General features: G+C 60.8%; 13 protein-coding genes and 1 pseudogene. 11 read left to right on the top strand and 3 right to left on the bottom strand.

The genetic code is table 11. The annotated features are described in order from the left end of the window. The first annotated feature begins 31 nt into the window (after positions 1–31). The 6 genes from TK42_RS24350 to TK42_RS24375 all read left to right on the top strand — a co-directional run bounded on the left by TK42_RS24350 (position 32) and on the right by TK42_RS24375 (position 7,759). Entirely contained in the window at positions 32–1,699 is a 1,668-nt protein-coding gene (locus TK42_RS24350) for a GMC family oxidoreductase (protein ID WP_103735349.1), read from the top strand. Between the two features lie 88 nt (positions 1,700–1,787). Continuing rightward, a complete protein-coding gene (locus TK42_RS24355; protein WP_005786943.1) occupies positions 1,788–3,410 on the top strand; it encodes an MFS transporter in 1,623 nt (540 codons plus the stop codon). Between the two features lie 166 nt (positions 3,411–3,576). Continuing rightward, complete coding sequence (locus TK42_RS24360) at positions 3,577–5,526, top strand: DNA topoisomerase III (RefSeq protein ID WP_103735355.1); 1,950 nt, start codon at positions 3,577–3,579, stop codon at positions 5,524–5,526. A 130-nt stretch (positions 5,527–5,656) separates the two neighbouring features. Beyond that, a complete protein-coding gene (locus tag TK42_RS24365; protein ID WP_103735350.1) occupies positions 5,657–6,097 on the top strand; it encodes a CBS domain-containing protein in 441 nt (146 codons plus the stop codon). 8 nt (positions 6,098–6,105) lie between these two features. Beyond that, positions 6,106–6,960 (top strand): NAD-dependent protein deacetylase, encoded by an 855-nt coding sequence (locus TK42_RS24370; protein WP_103735351.1) that lies wholly within the window; start codon positions 6,106–6,108, stop codon positions 6,958–6,960. Positions 6,961–7,429: 469 nt separating this feature from the next. Next, on the top strand, positions 7,430–7,759 hold the full coding sequence (locus tag TK42_RS24375; protein ID WP_003190335.1) for a hypothetical protein: 330 nt from the start codon (positions 7,430–7,432) through the stop codon (positions 7,757–7,759). Positions 7,760–7,814: 55 nt separating this feature from the next. Here the strand turns inward: TK42_RS24375 and TK42_RS24380 are convergent, their stop codons facing one another. Continuing rightward, positions 7,815–8,717, bottom strand: a complete 903-nt coding sequence (locus tag TK42_RS24380; protein WP_032876764.1) for a LysR family transcriptional regulator — start codon at positions 8,715–8,717, stop codon at positions 7,815–7,817. Positions 8,718–8,850: 133 nt separating this feature from the next. Here TK42_RS24380 and TK42_RS24385 point away from each other — a divergent pair, with 133 nt between their 5' ends. Genes TK42_RS24385 through TK42_RS24395 form a run of 3 tightly spaced genes read left to right on the top strand, consistent with a single transcriptional unit; the run spans position 8,851 to position 11,433 of the window. Beyond that, positions 8,851–9,549: a CoA transferase subunit A gene (locus TK42_RS24385; RefSeq protein WP_103735352.1), complete on the top strand. Its 699-nt coding sequence runs from the start codon at positions 8,851–8,853 to the stop codon at positions 9,547–9,549. A 31-nt stretch (positions 9,550–9,580) separates the two neighbouring features. Continuing rightward, the gene (locus tag TK42_RS24390) at positions 9,581–10,240 is read left to right on the top strand and encodes a CoA transferase subunit B (protein ID WP_005786928.1); all 660 of its coding nucleotides are present in this window, start codon (positions 9,581–9,583) and stop codon (positions 10,238–10,240) included. An 11-nt stretch (positions 10,241–10,251) separates the two neighbouring features. Beyond that, positions 10,252–11,433, top strand: a complete 1,182-nt coding sequence (locus TK42_RS24395; protein WP_078820863.1) for an acetyl-CoA C-acetyltransferase — start codon at positions 10,252–10,254, stop codon at positions 11,431–11,433. Between the two features lie 245 nt (positions 11,434–11,678). Here the strand turns inward: TK42_RS24395 and TK42_RS24400 are convergent. Next, positions 11,679–11,924, bottom strand: a pseudogene (locus tag TK42_RS24400) (PaaI family thioesterase); the annotation flags it as partial. An 85-nt stretch (positions 11,925–12,009) separates the two neighbouring features. Between TK42_RS24400 and TK42_RS24405 the strand changes: the two are divergent. Next, positions 12,010–12,804, top strand: coding sequence for a DUF4349 domain-containing protein (locus TK42_RS24405; RefSeq protein WP_032876770.1), 795 nt, complete (start codon positions 12,010–12,012; stop codon positions 12,802–12,804). Here TK42_RS24405 and TK42_RS24410 read toward each other — a convergent pair whose 3' ends face one another. Then, positions 12,805–13,890, bottom strand: a complete 1,086-nt coding sequence (locus TK42_RS24410; RefSeq protein ID WP_078820862.1) for a DUF1615 domain-containing protein — start codon at positions 13,888–13,890, stop codon at positions 12,805–12,807. Between the two features lie 273 nt (positions 13,891–14,163). Here TK42_RS24410 and TK42_RS24415 point away from each other — a divergent pair. After that, a partial coding sequence (locus TK42_RS24415; RefSeq protein ID WP_256584796.1) for a DUF6531 domain-containing protein occupies positions 14,164–15,576 on the top strand: 1,413 nt, incomplete at its 3' end.

The raw sequence follows: 15,576 nt of genomic DNA on the forward strand, positions 1-15,576 counted from the left end.
GGGCCAACAAGAAAAACAAGCGAGCCCCCAGATGCCCATTGCAACTGCTGAATACGATTACATCGTGGTCGGCGCCGGCCCCGCCGGTTGCCTGCTGGCCAATCGTTTGTCCGCCAACCCGGCCCACCGCGTCCTGCTGCTCGAAGCCGGTGGCCGCGATAATTACCCCTGGATCCACATCCCCGTCGGCTACCTGTTCTGCATCGGCAACCCGCGCACCGACTGGTGCTTCAAAACCGAAGCGCAGGCCGGCCTGCAAGGTCGCGCCCTGAGTTACCCACGGGGCAAAGTGCTCGGCGGCTGCTCGTCCATCAACGGCATGATCTACATGCGCGGCCAAGCCCAGGACTACGACGGCTGGGCGGCAGCAGGCAACCCGGGCTGGGCCTGGAAGGATGTGTTGCCGCTGTTCAAACACAGCGAAAACCACTTTGCCGGTGGCTCGGAATTCCACAGCGATGGTGGCGAGTGGCGCGTCGAGCAGCAGCGCCTGTCGTGGCCAATCCTCGATGCGTTTCGTGAGGCGGCAGCCCAGAGCGGCATCGCCAACATCAATGATTTCAACCAGGGCGACAACGAAGGCTGCGGCTACTTCCAGGTCAACCAGAAGGCCGGGGTGCGCTGGAATGCGGCGAAGGCGTTTCTCAAGCCGATCCGCCAACGCCCCAACCTGACTGTGTTGACGGAGGTGGAGGTCGACCGTGTGCTGCTGGAAAACGGCCGGGCCTCCCAGGTTGTCGGGCGCCAACACGGCCGACAGCTCAGCTGGAAAGCGCGCAAGGAGATCATATTGTGCGCCGGTGCCGTGGGCTCGCCGGGCATTCTGCAGCGTTCCGGGATCGGCCCCACCAACGTGCTCAAACCGTTGGGCATTGATGTGGTGCATGAACTGCCGGGCGTGGGCGGCAACCTGCAAGATCACCTGCAACTGCGCCTGATCTACAAACTGGAAAATGCGCGCACCCTGAACCAGATCGCCGGCACGCTGTGGGGCAAGATGGGCATGGGCCTGCGCTACCTGTACGACCGCAGCGGTCCGCTGTCGATGGCGCCCAGCCAGCTTGGCGCATTTGCCCGCTCCGGGCCGGAGCAGACGTCGGCCAACCTTGAATACCATGTGCAGCCGCTGTCCCTGGAGCGCTTTGGCGAACCGTTGCACGGCTTCCCGGCGTTTACCGCGTCGGTCTGCGACCTGCGCCCGCAAAGCCGCGGCCGCGTGGATATTCGCTCGGCCAACCCGGCGGATGCCCCGCTGATACAACCCAACTACCTCAGCCACCCCGAGGACTTGCGCGTGGCCGCCGACGCCATCCGCCTGACCCGGCGCATCGTCGCCGCGCCCGCCTTGAGCCAGTTCAAGCCGGTGGAATACCTGCCTGGCGATGCGCTGCAAACAGAAGCACAACTGCACGAAGCCGCGGCACGCATCGGCACCACCATTTTCCACCCGGTGGGCACCTGCCGCATGGGCGATGACAAGGACGCCGTGGTCGACAGCCAACTGCGTGTGCATGGCATCCCCGGGCTGCGCATTGCCGATGCGTCGATCATGCCGCGCATCACCTCCGGCAATACCTGCTCACCGACGCTGATGATCGCCGAGAAGGCCGCGCAGTTGATCCTTTCACCGAACACTGTAGGCGCGAGCTTGCTCGCGAAAAACCCACCCGCACCGCGCACCGCAGGGCACCCCGCGTAATCGTTGACGATATATGAAGAAAAACAGCGGCGCCGAAGTTGGCGCCGACAGTGGGACAACAATAAATAATCACTGTGAGGGACACCCAATGTCAGAACATGCTCAACCCCTGGGCTCGGCGGCCAGTGCAAGCACTGCCAACGAATCAAGAAAAGTCATCTTCGCCTCGTCCCTGGGGACGGTGTTCGAGTGGTATGACTTTTTCCTCTACGGCGCCCTGGCGGCGGTGATCAGCAAGCAGTTCTTTGCCGGGGTCAACGACACCACTGCGTTTATCTTTGCCTTGATGGCCTTCGCCGCAGGCTTCGTGGTGCGCCCGTTCGGAGCATTGGTGTTCGGCCGCCTGGGCGACATGATCGGGCGCAAGTACACCTTCCTGGTCACCATCATTTTGATGGGCGTGGCAACCTTCTGCGTCGGGCTGCTGCCGACCTACGCCAGCATCGGCATCGCCGCACCGATCATCCTGATCGTACTGCGTATGTTGCAGGGCTTGGCGCTGGGCGGCGAGTACGGCGGCGCGGCCACCTATGTGGCCGAACATGCGCCACCCGGCAAGCGCGGCCTGCATACCAGCTGGATTCAATCCACCGCCACCCTCGGCCTGTTGCTGTCGTTGCTGGTGGTGCTGGCCTGCCGTTACTTCACGGGCGATCAGTTCGAAGTGTGGGGCTGGCGCATTCCGTTCCTGTTTTCCATCGTGCTGCTGGGCATCTCGACCTGGATCCGCATGAGCCTGCACGAGTCGCCGGCCTTCCTGAAAATGAAAGAAGAAGGCAAGGCCAGCAAGGCGCCGATCCGCGAATCGTTCGGTAAATGGGAAAACCTCAAGGTCGTATTGATCGCGCTGTTCAGTATCAACGGCGGGCAGGCCGTGACCTTTTACGCGGCGCAGTTCTATGTGCTGTTCTTCCTGACCCAGTTCCTGCGCATGGACCCGGCCCTGGCCAATATGTTGCTGATCATCAGCGTGGTGATTGGCGCGCCGTTCTTTATCCTGTTTGGCTGGCTGTCGGACAAGGTCGGGCGCAAGCCGGTGCTGATGCTCGGCCTGCTGCTGGCGACCGCGCTGTACTTCCCGATCTTCAAGGGCCTGGCGCACTACACCAACCCAGCGATGGACCAGGCCAGCCGACAGGCGCCGATTACCGTGCTGGCCGACCCGGCCACCTGTACTTTCCAGTTCGACCCGGTGGGCAAGGCGCGTTTTGACAGCCCATGCGACAAGGTCAAGACCTTCCTGGTCAAGCAGGGCCTGCCCTACAGCAGTGCCGCCGCTCCGGCAGGCAGCCCGGTGCAGGTGAGCGTGGGTGATGTGCGCATCGACGGCTTTGACGAGGCGGCACTGCGTGGCGCCGTGACCCTGGCCGGCTACCCGTCTTCGGCGGACGTGGCCCAGGTCAACAAGGTGATGGTGGTGGTGCTGATCGTCGTGCTGATCCTGATCGCGGCCATGTGCTACGGGCCATTGGCGGCGCTGATGGTGGAGCTGTTTCCGACGCGTATCCGCTACACGTCGATGTCCCTGCCCTACCATATCGGCAACGGCTGGTTTGGCGGGTTCCTGCCGACCGTATCCTTTGCCCTGGTGGTGTACACCGGCGATATCTTCTATGGCCTGTGGTACCCGGTGGTGGTGACTGGGGTGAGCTTGATCGTCGGTTTGTTCTGCCTCAAAGAAACCCGGCATGTGGATATCGATAACAACTGAGTTCGTTTGAACACCGAAGATCCCTTGTGGGAGGGAGCAAGCCCCCCTCCCACATTTTGGTTGTTGTTGCTCATACAAATTGCTGTACATCCATACAGATAATGGTTGCTCAAATCCTTCTGACTAAGCATCCTGCAAGGCATCAACCCGATCTGATGTGATGACCATGCGGCTGTACCTCTGTGAAAAACCCTCCCAGGCCAAGGATATCGCGGCCGTGCTCGGCGCCACACGCCGCGGCGACGGCTGCTGGCTGGGCAATGGAGTTACTGTCACCTGGTGCATCGGGCACCTGTTGGAAACTGCCCCGCCCGACGCCTACGACGCCAAATACAAACGCTGGGTGCTGGCCGACCTGCCGATCGTTCCGGAAAAATGGAAGATGCTGGTCAAGCCCAAGACCGCCAGCCAGTACAAGGCGGTCAAGCGCTTGCTGGGGGAAGCCCAGGAGCTGGTGATCGCCACCGATGCTGACCGTGAGGGCGAGATGATCGCCCGTGAACTGGTGGAGCATTGCCGCTACCGTGGGCCGATCCAGCGGCTATGGCTGTCGGCACTGGACGAGGCCTCCATTCGCAAGGCCCTGGCGGCGCTCAAGCCGGGCGCCGAAACCTTCAGCCTGTATCACTCGGCCCTGGGCCGCTCCCGCGCCGACTGGCTGATCGGCATGAACATGAGCCGCCTGTTTACCCTACTGGGGCGCCAATCCGGCTATCAGGGCGTATTGCCAGTAGGCCGGGTGCAAACCCCGACCCTGCGCCTGGTGGTGGACCGTGATCGCAGCATCGCCGATTTCGTACCGGTGGCGTATTGGGCCATTGATGTCGACCTGCGTCACGAAAGCATGACCTTCACCGCCCAGTGGCGCGCCCATGAAGATGCCTGCGATGATCAGGACCGTTGCCTCAACCCGCAACTGGCGCGGGACGCGGCCGACGCCATGGGCAACGCGAACACGGCGCGGCTGGTAAAGCTGCGCACCGAACGCATGCGCGAAGTTGCCCCCCTGCCCTTTGACCTCGGCACACTGCAGGAAATCTGTTCCAAAAAGCTCGGCCTGGGCGCCCAGGAAACCCTGGATATTGCCCAATCCCTCTACGAAACTCATAAGGTCATCACCTACCCGCGCAGCGATTGCGGCTACCTGCCGTTGAGCCAGCACAGTGAGGCGCCAAAGATCCTCTCGGCGCTGGGCCGTGCGGATGCGGCGGTCAACGAATTGATGCCGCACATCGACCCTCAACGCCGCTCGCGGGCCTGGAATGACGCCAAGGTCAGCGCCCACCACGGCATCATCCCCACTGGGGCGGGCAAGGATTTAAGCCAACTGACCGGCAAGCACCGTGCGGTCTACACCTTGATACGCGCGCGCTACCTGGCGCAGTTCCTGCCCAACCATGAATACGACCGCACCCAGGCAGATTTCGACTGTGCCGGCCAGGCGTTGCGTGCGGTGGGCAAGGTCATCATCGAAGCGGGCTGGAAACGCGCATTGCCCGAGGCACTGGCGCCCGCCAAAGGCCGTGAAGCACCCGCCCCCCAGGCCTTGCCGACGCTGGTACAGGACCAGGACTACGCCGTGGCCAAGGTCAACCTCAAGGACCTGTGGACCCAACCGCCCAAGCCCTTTACCGAAGGCGACCTGATCAAGGCGATGAAAAACGTCGCCAAACTGGTGCAAGACCCGCTGCTCAAGCAAAAGCTCAAGGACACCACCGGCATCGGCACCGAAGCCACTCGCGCCGGGATCATCCAGGGCTTGCTGGACCGCGGTTACCTGATGAAAAACGGCAAAGCCCTGTCGGCAACCCCAGCCGCGTTCAGCCTGATTGACGCGGTGCCCCGCGCCATTGCCGACCCAGGCACCACCGCCATCTGGGAACAAGCGCTGGACATGGTGCAAAGCGGCGAAATGAGCCTGGAAGAATTCGTTGCCAAGCAGGCGGCGTGGATGAGCAAGCAGGTGGCGCGCTGTAACGGTATGCGCATGACCATCACCGGCCCCGCCAGCCCGGCAGGTCGAGGTGCCACGCCCTGGAAGAAGAAACGCAAGAGCGCTCCACGCAGGGCTGCGGCCAGTCCAAAGCGCACAAAGAAACCGACAACGGCGGGCTAGAACGCGTAAAAATCCGGCAAATGACGTTTTTCGACAGGTTTAACGCCGCTTTGGGTCTTGCCCTGCCGCAGGCCGTCTAGGATTCTTTAGGGGACCCTGACTACCTAAGAACAACACCGGAGTGGCCGCCATGAAAACCGTCGCACAATTGCTCAAAGCCAAGGATCAGAAAAACCAGGACGTCCACACCATTCAATGGGACCACACGGTGTTCGAAGCGCTGGTGCGGATGTCGGAGAAAAACGTCGGTGCCTTGCCAGTCGTCAAGGAAGGTGCGGTCGTAGGGATCATCAGCGAGCGTGATTACGCACGTAAACTCATTCTCAAAGGCCTGTCGTCGGTGACCACTCGGGTCGACGATGTTATGAGCTCTCCCGTCATCACCGTCGACACCCATAAAAGTGTCGAGGAATGCATGAACATCATGACGGACAGTCACCTGCGCCACCTACCGGTGGTCGAAGACGGCGAACTGTTGGGCCTGCTGTCCATCGGTGACTTGGTGAAGGAAGCCATCGCCGAACAGGCTGATCTGATCAAACAGCTGGAGCAATACATCCGCGGCGAATAGGAGACACCATGCTCGACACGCTGGAACATCAGGCAGACCACCTCGAAATCCTGCACCGGGCTATGGCTGAACGACGCTTTTTAGCCTTGACCGGCGCAGGCATCAGCACCTCGTCGGGCATCCCGGATTACCGCGACAGTGAAGGTGTACGCCGGGGCAAAGCACCGATGATGTACCAGGAATTTCTTGCCACCCCGGATGCGCGACGCCGTTACTGGGCACGGGCGATGCTGGGTTGGCCGCGTGTGCGCATTGCGCAGCCGAACAAGGCTCACCTGGCACTGGCGACACTGCAACACCGTGGCCATATCAGCGGGCTGATCACACAGAACGTCGACACCTTGCATGACCAGGCCGGCAGCCATGACGTGATCGAGTTGCACGGCAGCTTGCATCGGGTGCTGTGCCTGGATTGCCAACTGCGCAGCGAGCGCGATGTGATCCAGCGGCAAATGGAAGTTGATAACCCGCATATGGCGCAGGTTCACGCCGTGCAAGCGCCGGATGGCGACACCTTGCTCGATCCGGCGTTTGAACAACACTTCCAGGTGCCCCACTGCCCCCATTGCAACGGCGAGCGGCTCAAACCTGACGTGGTGTTCTTTGGCGAGAATGTCGCACCGGCGACGGCGCTGAAGGCGATGGCGGCGGTAGAACACGCTGAGGGCCTGCTGGTGGTGGGGTCGTCACTGATGGCCTATTCGGCGTTCCGATTGTGCAAGGCCATGGTCGAGCGGGGTAAGCCGGTGATTGCGATCAATCTGGGCAAGACACGCGGGGATGAGCTGCTGCAGGTTAAAATCCAGGCCTCCTGCGAGCAGCTACTGCCGTTGCTCGTCGACCGGCTCCTACAGGAGGGTTGAAACGCCCGACCTGCACCTCCAAAAAATGACGCCCAAGTCACGTTTTCCCGCATTCCCCCGCCCCCACAACAAATTATGTAGTGATCAAAAATAATCACTACATAATCGTTGACGTAACCTTTTTGTCCTTGCATGATCTAGACGTCTCCCGGATCGGGAGCGTTGGTAACAAGCGTTTTGAACAGGCTCGTCTGACCGCCGAGCTGTTTTTCCGGATGTGCACTGCCCACAAGGCAGATTGATGAAGCTGACCAGCCCCGAAAGGGTCCGGTACAAGGAGCTAAAACGCTGCTTGTCTTCGTTATGAAAGCGTTGCGTAGCAGTTCATCAGCAAGACTACATGCATCAGGTTCAAGACCCTGCCCGTATTCGGCAGACCGTCACTGACGCCCGGTTTTCGGAACCGGAGACAACTACGCAGTTTTAACGAATCAATTGATAGATCGCCAACTGGTCAAGGGGCTTACACATGAATCTGAACAACCAACCAACTATCGATGAATTGGCTGAGATGTTCGCAGCGCAGAAAGACACACTCGACGACCATATCCTGTGGATTGGCAAATCGGGCGAAGTGCAAATTGACTGCCTGGCGCCCCATACCGAAGAAGCCGAGTTCGACCGCAATAACCGTGAACTGGCGGCGCGCCTGAAGATGTACCGCCGTGGCCAGGGCTATGTCGGAAAGAAAGCTGCGGCTGATCGAAACTTTATCGAGCAGGTGTTCGATACACTCAACAATGCCTGGGCATCTTTCAAAGACAGCTCGCAAGTTAAAGTGATCGACCGCTACTACTAAGTATTACTCAATCAATGCGGGAGCTGGCTTGCCAGCTCCCGCATTTTTTATAACGTTAGAAAGTTGGAAACCTGCCCTTCCCCGCCTCATCCCGAAAAATATCGAACAACACTTGCGCCGCCGCCGACAACTCATGGCCCGGTTTGGTCAACACGCCAATTGGCCGCTCGATCACCGGGCCGGTCAAGGTAATGCAATGAGCACCCGCCTCCTCCATCTGCCGGGCACATAACGCTGGCACAGCGCTGACGCCCAGCCCGCTGGCGACCATCTTCCCCACGGTCGCCAGTTGATGGCTTTCCAACGCTACGGGCAATTTCATCTGCAAGGCGCCAAGGTGTTCTTCCAACATCACCCGTACCGTGGAGGGGCGTTGTAACGTGATAAACGGCTGCTCCAGCAAGGTTTTCCAATCGATCTCGGCACGCTGAGCCAACGGCGAATCCCCTGGCACCACGGCGATAAAGCGATCCAGATATAACGGCGTAAATGCCAACGATGACCCTTCGGACGGCTCGAATGCCACGCCCAACTCCACCTGACGGTCGCGCACCATCTCCAGCACTTGCTCGTTGATCAGGTCATGCACCGTCACGTTCACCTGAGGGTAACGTGCGCGGAAGATCTTCAGGATCGGCGGCAACAGGTTACCGGCAAACGACGGCATGGCCGCCACCGTCACGCGCCCGCGTTGCAGGGTAAAACGCTGGCGCAGTTCGTCCTCGGCGTTGTCCCAGTCGGCAATCAACCGTCGCGCCAGGGGCAACAGCGATTCGCCCTCGGGGGTCAGCGCGACGTTACGGGTATTGCGGCTGAACAGGCGCCCGCCCAACCCTTCTTCCAGCCCCTTGATGGTCAAGCTCAGTGCCGACTGAGAAAGGTGCAGGCGCTCGCAGGCAGCAGCAAAACTCAGACTCTGAGCAACGGCGAGAAAGGCACGCATCTGTTTGACGGTCATGAGGCAGCTCCAGACAGCAGTTGGACTATGCTGTTTTCTAAATCAATCAACCTTAAAAAACAACTTAACAAATCAATCCACTGGCGCAACACTCAACGCACTGGCTGGACCACAAACAATAAAAGAGGTGCATATGGCAGGTTTCGATAAACGCGTGGCGTCCTATGAAGAAGCACTGGCAGGCCTGGAAGACGGCATGACCGTGCTCTCCGGCGGTTTTGGCCTGTGTGGCATTCCGGAAAACCTCATTGCCGAGATCAAGCGCAAAGGCACCCGCGACCTGACGGTGGTTTCCAACAACTGCGGCGTCGATGGCTTCGGCCTGGGCGTGCTGCTCGAAGAAAAACAGATCAGCAAGGTGATCGCCTCTTATGTGGGTGAAAACGCCTTGTTCGAGAAGCAGCTGCTCAGCGGCGAAATCGAAGTAGTCCTCACCCCCCAGGGCACCCTCGCGGAAAAAATGCGCGCAGGCGGCGCCGGCATCCCGGCCTTCTTCACCGCCACCGGTGTCGGCACCCCAGTTGCCGAAGGCAAGGAGACCCGCGAATTCAACGGCCGCCCGTATTTGATGGAAGAGTCCATCACCGGCGATTTCGCCATCGTCAAAGGCTGGAAAGCCGACCACTTCGGCAACGTCATCTACCGCCACACCGCCCAGAACTTCAACCCGCTGGCCGCCACCGCGGGCAAGATCACCGTGGTCGAAGTCGAGGAAATCGTCGAACCGGGCGAGCTGGACCCGTCGCAGATCCACACCCCTGGCATCTACGTCGACCGGATCATCTGCGGCACCTTCGAGAAGCGCATCGAACAGCGCACCGTCCGCAAATAATCCACGTCCAGAACAATAAGAGGAAACAACCATGGCTCTTACCCGCGAACAAATGGCTCAACGCGTCGCCCGCGAAATGCAGGACGGTTACTACGTGAACCTGGGCATCGGCATTCCGACCCTGGTGGCCAATTACATCCCCGACGGCATGGAAGTGATGCTGCAATCGGAAAACGGCCTGCTCGGCATGGGACCGTTTCCGACTGAAGAGACCATTGATGCCGACATGATCAACGCCGGTAAACAGACTGTGACCGCGCGCATCGGTGCTTCGATCTTCTCCTCCGCCGAATCCTTCGCGATGATTCGCGGCGGGCATGTCGACCTCACGGTACTCGGCGCGTTTGAAGTGGACGTACAAGGCAACATTGCCTCGTGGATGATCCCCGGCAAGCTGGTCAAGGGCATGGGCGGTGCTATGGACCTGGTGGCCGGTGCGGAAAATATCATCGTGATCATGACCCACGCATCCAAGGACGGTGAGTCCAAGTTGCTCAGCCAATGCAGCCTGCCGCTGACCGGCGCCAACTGCATCAAGCGTGTGCTCACGGACCTGGCGTACCTGGAAATCGAAAATGGCGCTTTTGTCCTCAAGGAACGCGCACCTGGCGTCAGTGTTGAAGAGATTGTGAGCAAGACCGCCGGTAAACTGATCGTCCCGGACCACGTTCCAGAAATGCACTTCCAGTGAGGACAGATTCCATGCAAGACGTCGTGATTGTTGCTGCCACCCGCACCGCCGTGGGCAGCTTTCAAGGTTCGCTGGCGAGTATTCCGGCCCCGGAACTGGGTGCCGCGGTGATCCGTCGCCTGCTGGAGCAGACCGGCCTGGACCCGGCCCAAGTCGATGAAGTGATCCTCGGCCAGGTGCTCACTGCAGGCAGCGGCCAGAACCCGGCGCGCCAGGCTTCGATCCTCGCCGGCCTGCCCCACGCCGTGCCGAGCCTGACCCTGAACAAGGTTTGCGGCTCGGGCCTCAAGGCCCTGCACCTGGGCGCACAGGCCATTCGTTGCGGCGACGCCGAGGTGATCATTGCCGGCGGCATGGAAAACATGAGCCTGGCACCCTACGTACTACCCGCCGCGCGCACCGGTTTGCGCATGGGCCACGCGAAGATGATCGACAGCATGATCACCGACGGCCTGTGGGACGCATTCAACGACTACCACATGGGCATCACCGCCGAGAACCTGGTAGACAAGTACGGCATCAGCCGTGAAGCCCAGGATGCGTTCGCCGCCGCCTCCCAGCAAAAAGCCGCCGCTGCCATTGAGGCCGGACGTTTTGCCGACGAGATCACCCCGATCCTGATTCCCCAGCGCAAAGGCGACCCGGTGGCTTTCGCGGTGGACGAACAACCCCGCGCCGGTACCACGGCCGAGTCCCTGGCCAAGCTCAAGCCGGCATTCAAGAAAGACGGCAGCGTCACCGCCGGCAACGCCTCCAGCCTCAACGACGGCGCCGCCGCCGTGCTGCTGATGAGCGCCGACAAAGCCCGCGCCCTCGGCTTGCCTGTACTTGCGCGTATCGCCAGCTACGCCAATGCGGGCGTGGACCCGGCCATCATGGGCATCGGTCCGGTATCGGCCACTCGCCGCTGCCTGGACAAGGCCGGCTGGCAGTTGGCAGACCTGGACCTGATCGAAGCCAACGAAGCCTTCGCTGCGCAATCTTTGGCAGTGGGCAAAGAGCTGGAATGGGACGCCGATAAAGTCAACGTCAACGGCGGCGCGATCGCCATCGGCCACCCGATTGGCGCCTCAGGCTGCCGCGTGCTGGTGACCCTGCTGCATGAAATGATCAAGCGCGACGCCAAAAAAGGTTTGGCGACGCTGTGCATCGGCGGCGGCCAAGGCGTGGCCCTGGCGCTCGAGCGCAACTGAATCGGATCGCTATTGTGGCGAGGGAGCTTGCTCCCGTTGGGCTGCGTAGTAGCCCCATGCCAATAAGAGCAACACAGAAAAGGCCCGGTTCCACGAAAAGCCAGGCCTTTTCTTTTATCGATTCCCTACCTGTAAGCACTCGGTCAGACGGTGGGAGCTGGCTTGCCTGCGATAGCGGTGTGTCAGTCAAATTATTGCTGACTGATACACCGCTATCGCAGGCAAGCCAGCTCCCACATTTGATCTCATTGCCTGTCACCCTGTGGCACCGCAAACACCGCACTCGCACGCAGGACAATGCGCTCCTGCACTTGCAAACTCAGCGTCGCAAACGCCATCTGCCGCCCGCGCTTGTGGCTTTCCAAACGTACCACCATCCACTCCCCCACCTGCACGGCGCCCAGGTAGTCCAAGGTCATGCTGGCAGTAATCAACGGCAGCGGTGGCTCACTGGAAAACGCCATGGCGTATCCCATGCCAATATCGGCCAGGCAAATCCCCGGCAATGCTTTGCGTTAATGGACCAGACCGGCTTTAATCGCGATCAATTTCTCCTGCACATTTCAAGGAAACGTAATGCGCCACCTGGACGGCAATTCCCACCCGCTTCGCGCGCCGCTGTTGATTTTGCTCGCTGGCCTGGCCTTGGCCGGTTGCTCACCCAAGGACCACTCTCGCGCCACGGTCATCAATGGCGAACAGGGCAAGGCCGGGGCGCAACTGGCCTATGAGCATGAACTGACCCTGGCCCTGCCCGGCGCCCTGCTCGCGCCGCGTATGCAGGCCACCCGCGAGGCGTGTGAAACGGCACGCTTTGGTGCCTGCAATATCCTTGGCATTACCGAAGACAGCAACGGCGGCCAGATCATCCTGCGGATCGCACCCACGGGTGTGGAACCGATGGTCGCCCTCGCGGCTGAAGGCGGCAAACTCGGCCAGCGCATCACTACCGCCGAAGACCTGGCCGATGCGGTCGACGATGTGCGCCGCCGCCAGCAGCGCCTGCAAGCCCAGCAGCAACGCCTCGACGAACTGGCCAAGCGCAAGGATATCAACGTCAGTGACTTGATCGTTCTGAGCAAGGAGCAAGCAAGTATTGAAAATGAGTTGCAGGCATTGGCCCAGGTTGCCGCCGGCCAGCAACGCCGCCTCGATACCAATCGCGTGACCCTGAATTTCCGCTCTTCTGACGGTGCGAACCAAGCGTCACGTTTCAGCCGGATGTTCAGCCACCTGGGAGACAACCTGGTGAACGGCACGGCAGACGCCCTGGAGCGTGCCAGCTATGTGCTGCCGTTTGTGATCCTGGCGTTCCCGGTGGTGTGGCTGTGGGTTGGGTTGTGGCGCCGGTTCGTCAAGCGTCGCAGCTGATCAGCGCTTGATACAGCGCTGATAGCGCTCATCCACACGCTTGGCAAACCAGGCCGTGGTCAGGTTGCGGGTGATCTTCGGGCTCTTGAGCACAATGCCCGGCAGGATCGCCCGTGGCAGCGGTTTGCCGGCCGCCTGGTCGGCCAGGCTGAAGACGCGCTTGTATAACGTAGTGTCCTCGAAATCCAACTGATCGCCCTGCTCCAACTGGCTGCGGATGCTCGGGTTGCGCATGTCCAGCTTCGCCCCCAGTGAGCGCACTGCCAGTTCGGTGGTGCCGGGCAGCAGGGAGCCATAGCGGATCAAGTCCCCATCCAGCGCCAGCTCTTTGCCCGTCACGCGGCTGACCGCGGCCTGGAACGCAGCATTGCGGCTGGCGTACCAACCGGCATTGAAATCGGCAAAGCGGTACAGCGGCTGGTCGTAGCTCACCGGGTAGCCGAGCAAATGGGCGATGCCGAAGTACATACCGCCGCGACGGGTGAACACTTCACGGCGAATCGTACCGTCCACCGTGTAGGGATAACCCCGCGCCTGTTTTTGTGCAAAGTCGATACTGACCTGCATCGGGCCTGCGGTGTGCACCGGGTTGAAGCCGCCAAACAAGGTATTACCCAGGGGCACCATGCTGATGAAGTCATCGAAGATCGCGCTCAAGTCCTTCTCCGTGCGTGCGGCATTCAAGCGGTCGGCGTAGGTTTTGCCGGTGGGCGAACGCAATTGCAGGGCGCTGCGTACCACGAACGCGGGCACATGCACCTTGCCGGCGCGACGCAGGATTTCATCCTGGGCGATCTTGCCCATGCCCGGCACAGGCGGGTCGACCTGATAGGTAGACTCCTGCTCGGTCACCGCCAGCACGGCGCAGATGTTTTCGGTGCTGGGGTAGATTTTCTGGGTGTCGAAGGCGGTGTAGATGTCCTGGGCCCAACCGTTGCGGTCCGACACCTTGGCCGGCAGCAGGCGCACGATCTGCGCCTTCACCTCGGCCTCACTGCGCTCGGGTTGCTGCGGGCCACGGGAGGTGGAACAGCCGGCCAGCACCAGCAAAGGCATGAGGCAAAAGAACAGACGACTTGGATACATGAGGCTTCCTTGGTTAACGACAGGCCGGGCAGTGCTGATATCGACAGGTAAGTCTAACCGGGGTTCGTCGGTGAGCCGAAGCGGATGCCTAGCCTTAGCTGAAACATCCCACATAACTGCCGGATAAGCGCTACTCCCCTGCCCTGTGAACCGCTGCAAAGTCCCTCGCCTGATTGAACAGTGCGAGGGATTGCAGATGGTTGTTTTCGTTACGCCCCCGGTTGATGGGGTTGGCGCTTGAACCCGGTCATTGGCAGGCTGGCCCTGACCCCAATGAACGTGAAAACGGTCGACGTTGAAGGCGTCTTCCGTGACTTTCGCGATTGCTTGAACACCTTTGACGATTGGGCCAATAGCTTCTGGAGCTTCTCGGCGCTGGAGCTTGAGCAGGTGTTCAAGGTCGGCGATGAGGTAACGCTCGTTGCCCCGATCAATCGCTCCCTGTTTCCCAGCAGCACCGTCGCCACCTGCCGGGCCAACGGTACGTTGACCCTGGTGCATATGTTCCAGAGCACGCGGTTCGTGCCGATCGGCGACACAGCGGTGATGCTGCAACGCGTTGATCCAAACGGCGGTCCGCTGGGCGAGCCCATCCACAAGACCATCGGCCCGAGCGGCATCCTTGAGATCACCGAGTGTGATCGCAACCAGCAATATCGGGTGAGCTTTTACCCCAACGTTTCCCAGGATCACCTCAAGGCGCTGTATGCCTCCTACCAGTCGGTGATCGCAGCGCTGGAAGCCCGGCTGCGCAAAGAGTGGACCGACACTTTCCAAGCCCAGTGGAAAAGTTACGCAGACGCTCGCCCGCTTGAGCGGCGCCGCCTGCTGGAGGCGGCCTTTGCCAGCGGCATGGTCAAGGCGCTTTACAGCCTGTGGGACAACATTGGCGAGCTGTCGGCGCTGCTGGCGGACCTCAAGCCCAACAGCGAAAAACTGCTGCAATACCTTTCTCAAACTGAGCTCGATGAACTGCTGACACTGAGCAGTGACGCGATCGCCCAGGGCTTGCTGGTGCTCAGTGATGAGCCGCTGTTGTTTATCTATCTATCGGCGCTGGTCAGCTGGATGCGCATGCTCCCGCCGCCGGAGATGGCTGAACTGTGGGGCGAAATTACCGGTGAGGTCCTGATCAATCTGCTGCTGATTCGCGTCTTGGGTGCGATGGGCGTAGTGGTGCGATTGGGGGCTGGTGTGCTCAGTCACGTCAAATCCGGGCGCGCACGAGCGTTGTTGGAATTGCTGGCCAAGCAAGTAGTGGGGCCAGGGTTGGGGCCGCATGTCGAGGTCGCCAAGCCGGTGTTACTGAGCAGTGCCGCGACACCGGTCAAGGCCGTGCCGGTGGTGCCGTTGAAGGCAGGCGATACGCTGGTTTCGAACCCGGTGTCGATGGTGCGCAGCAAGACCCAACGCACCACGTTGGTCCGCCAGGAATCGGTGGATGATGCGCCTGCCGTGGCGTCGAATCCGAAGGGAGATGCGGCGGCTCCAGCAGATAAGACGGTCACTCATGGTTGCCCGGTGTCGATGGTCACCGGCGAGGAATTGCTGACCCTTACCGATGGCGCGCTGGACGGGATTTTGCCGTTTGAGTGGACGCGGCTGTATCGCACCAGTGCGGTGGAACTGGATTGCGGGTTGGGGTTTGGCTGGAGTCATGCGCTGGCGCACAGGCTTTGTGTGTCG

This window comes from Pseudomonas sp. GZJR-8 (genome assembly GCF_002916705.1).
Taxonomy (GTDB): domain Bacteria; phylum Pseudomonadota; class Gammaproteobacteria; order Pseudomonadales; family Pseudomonadaceae; genus Aquipseudomonas; species Aquipseudomonas synxantha_A.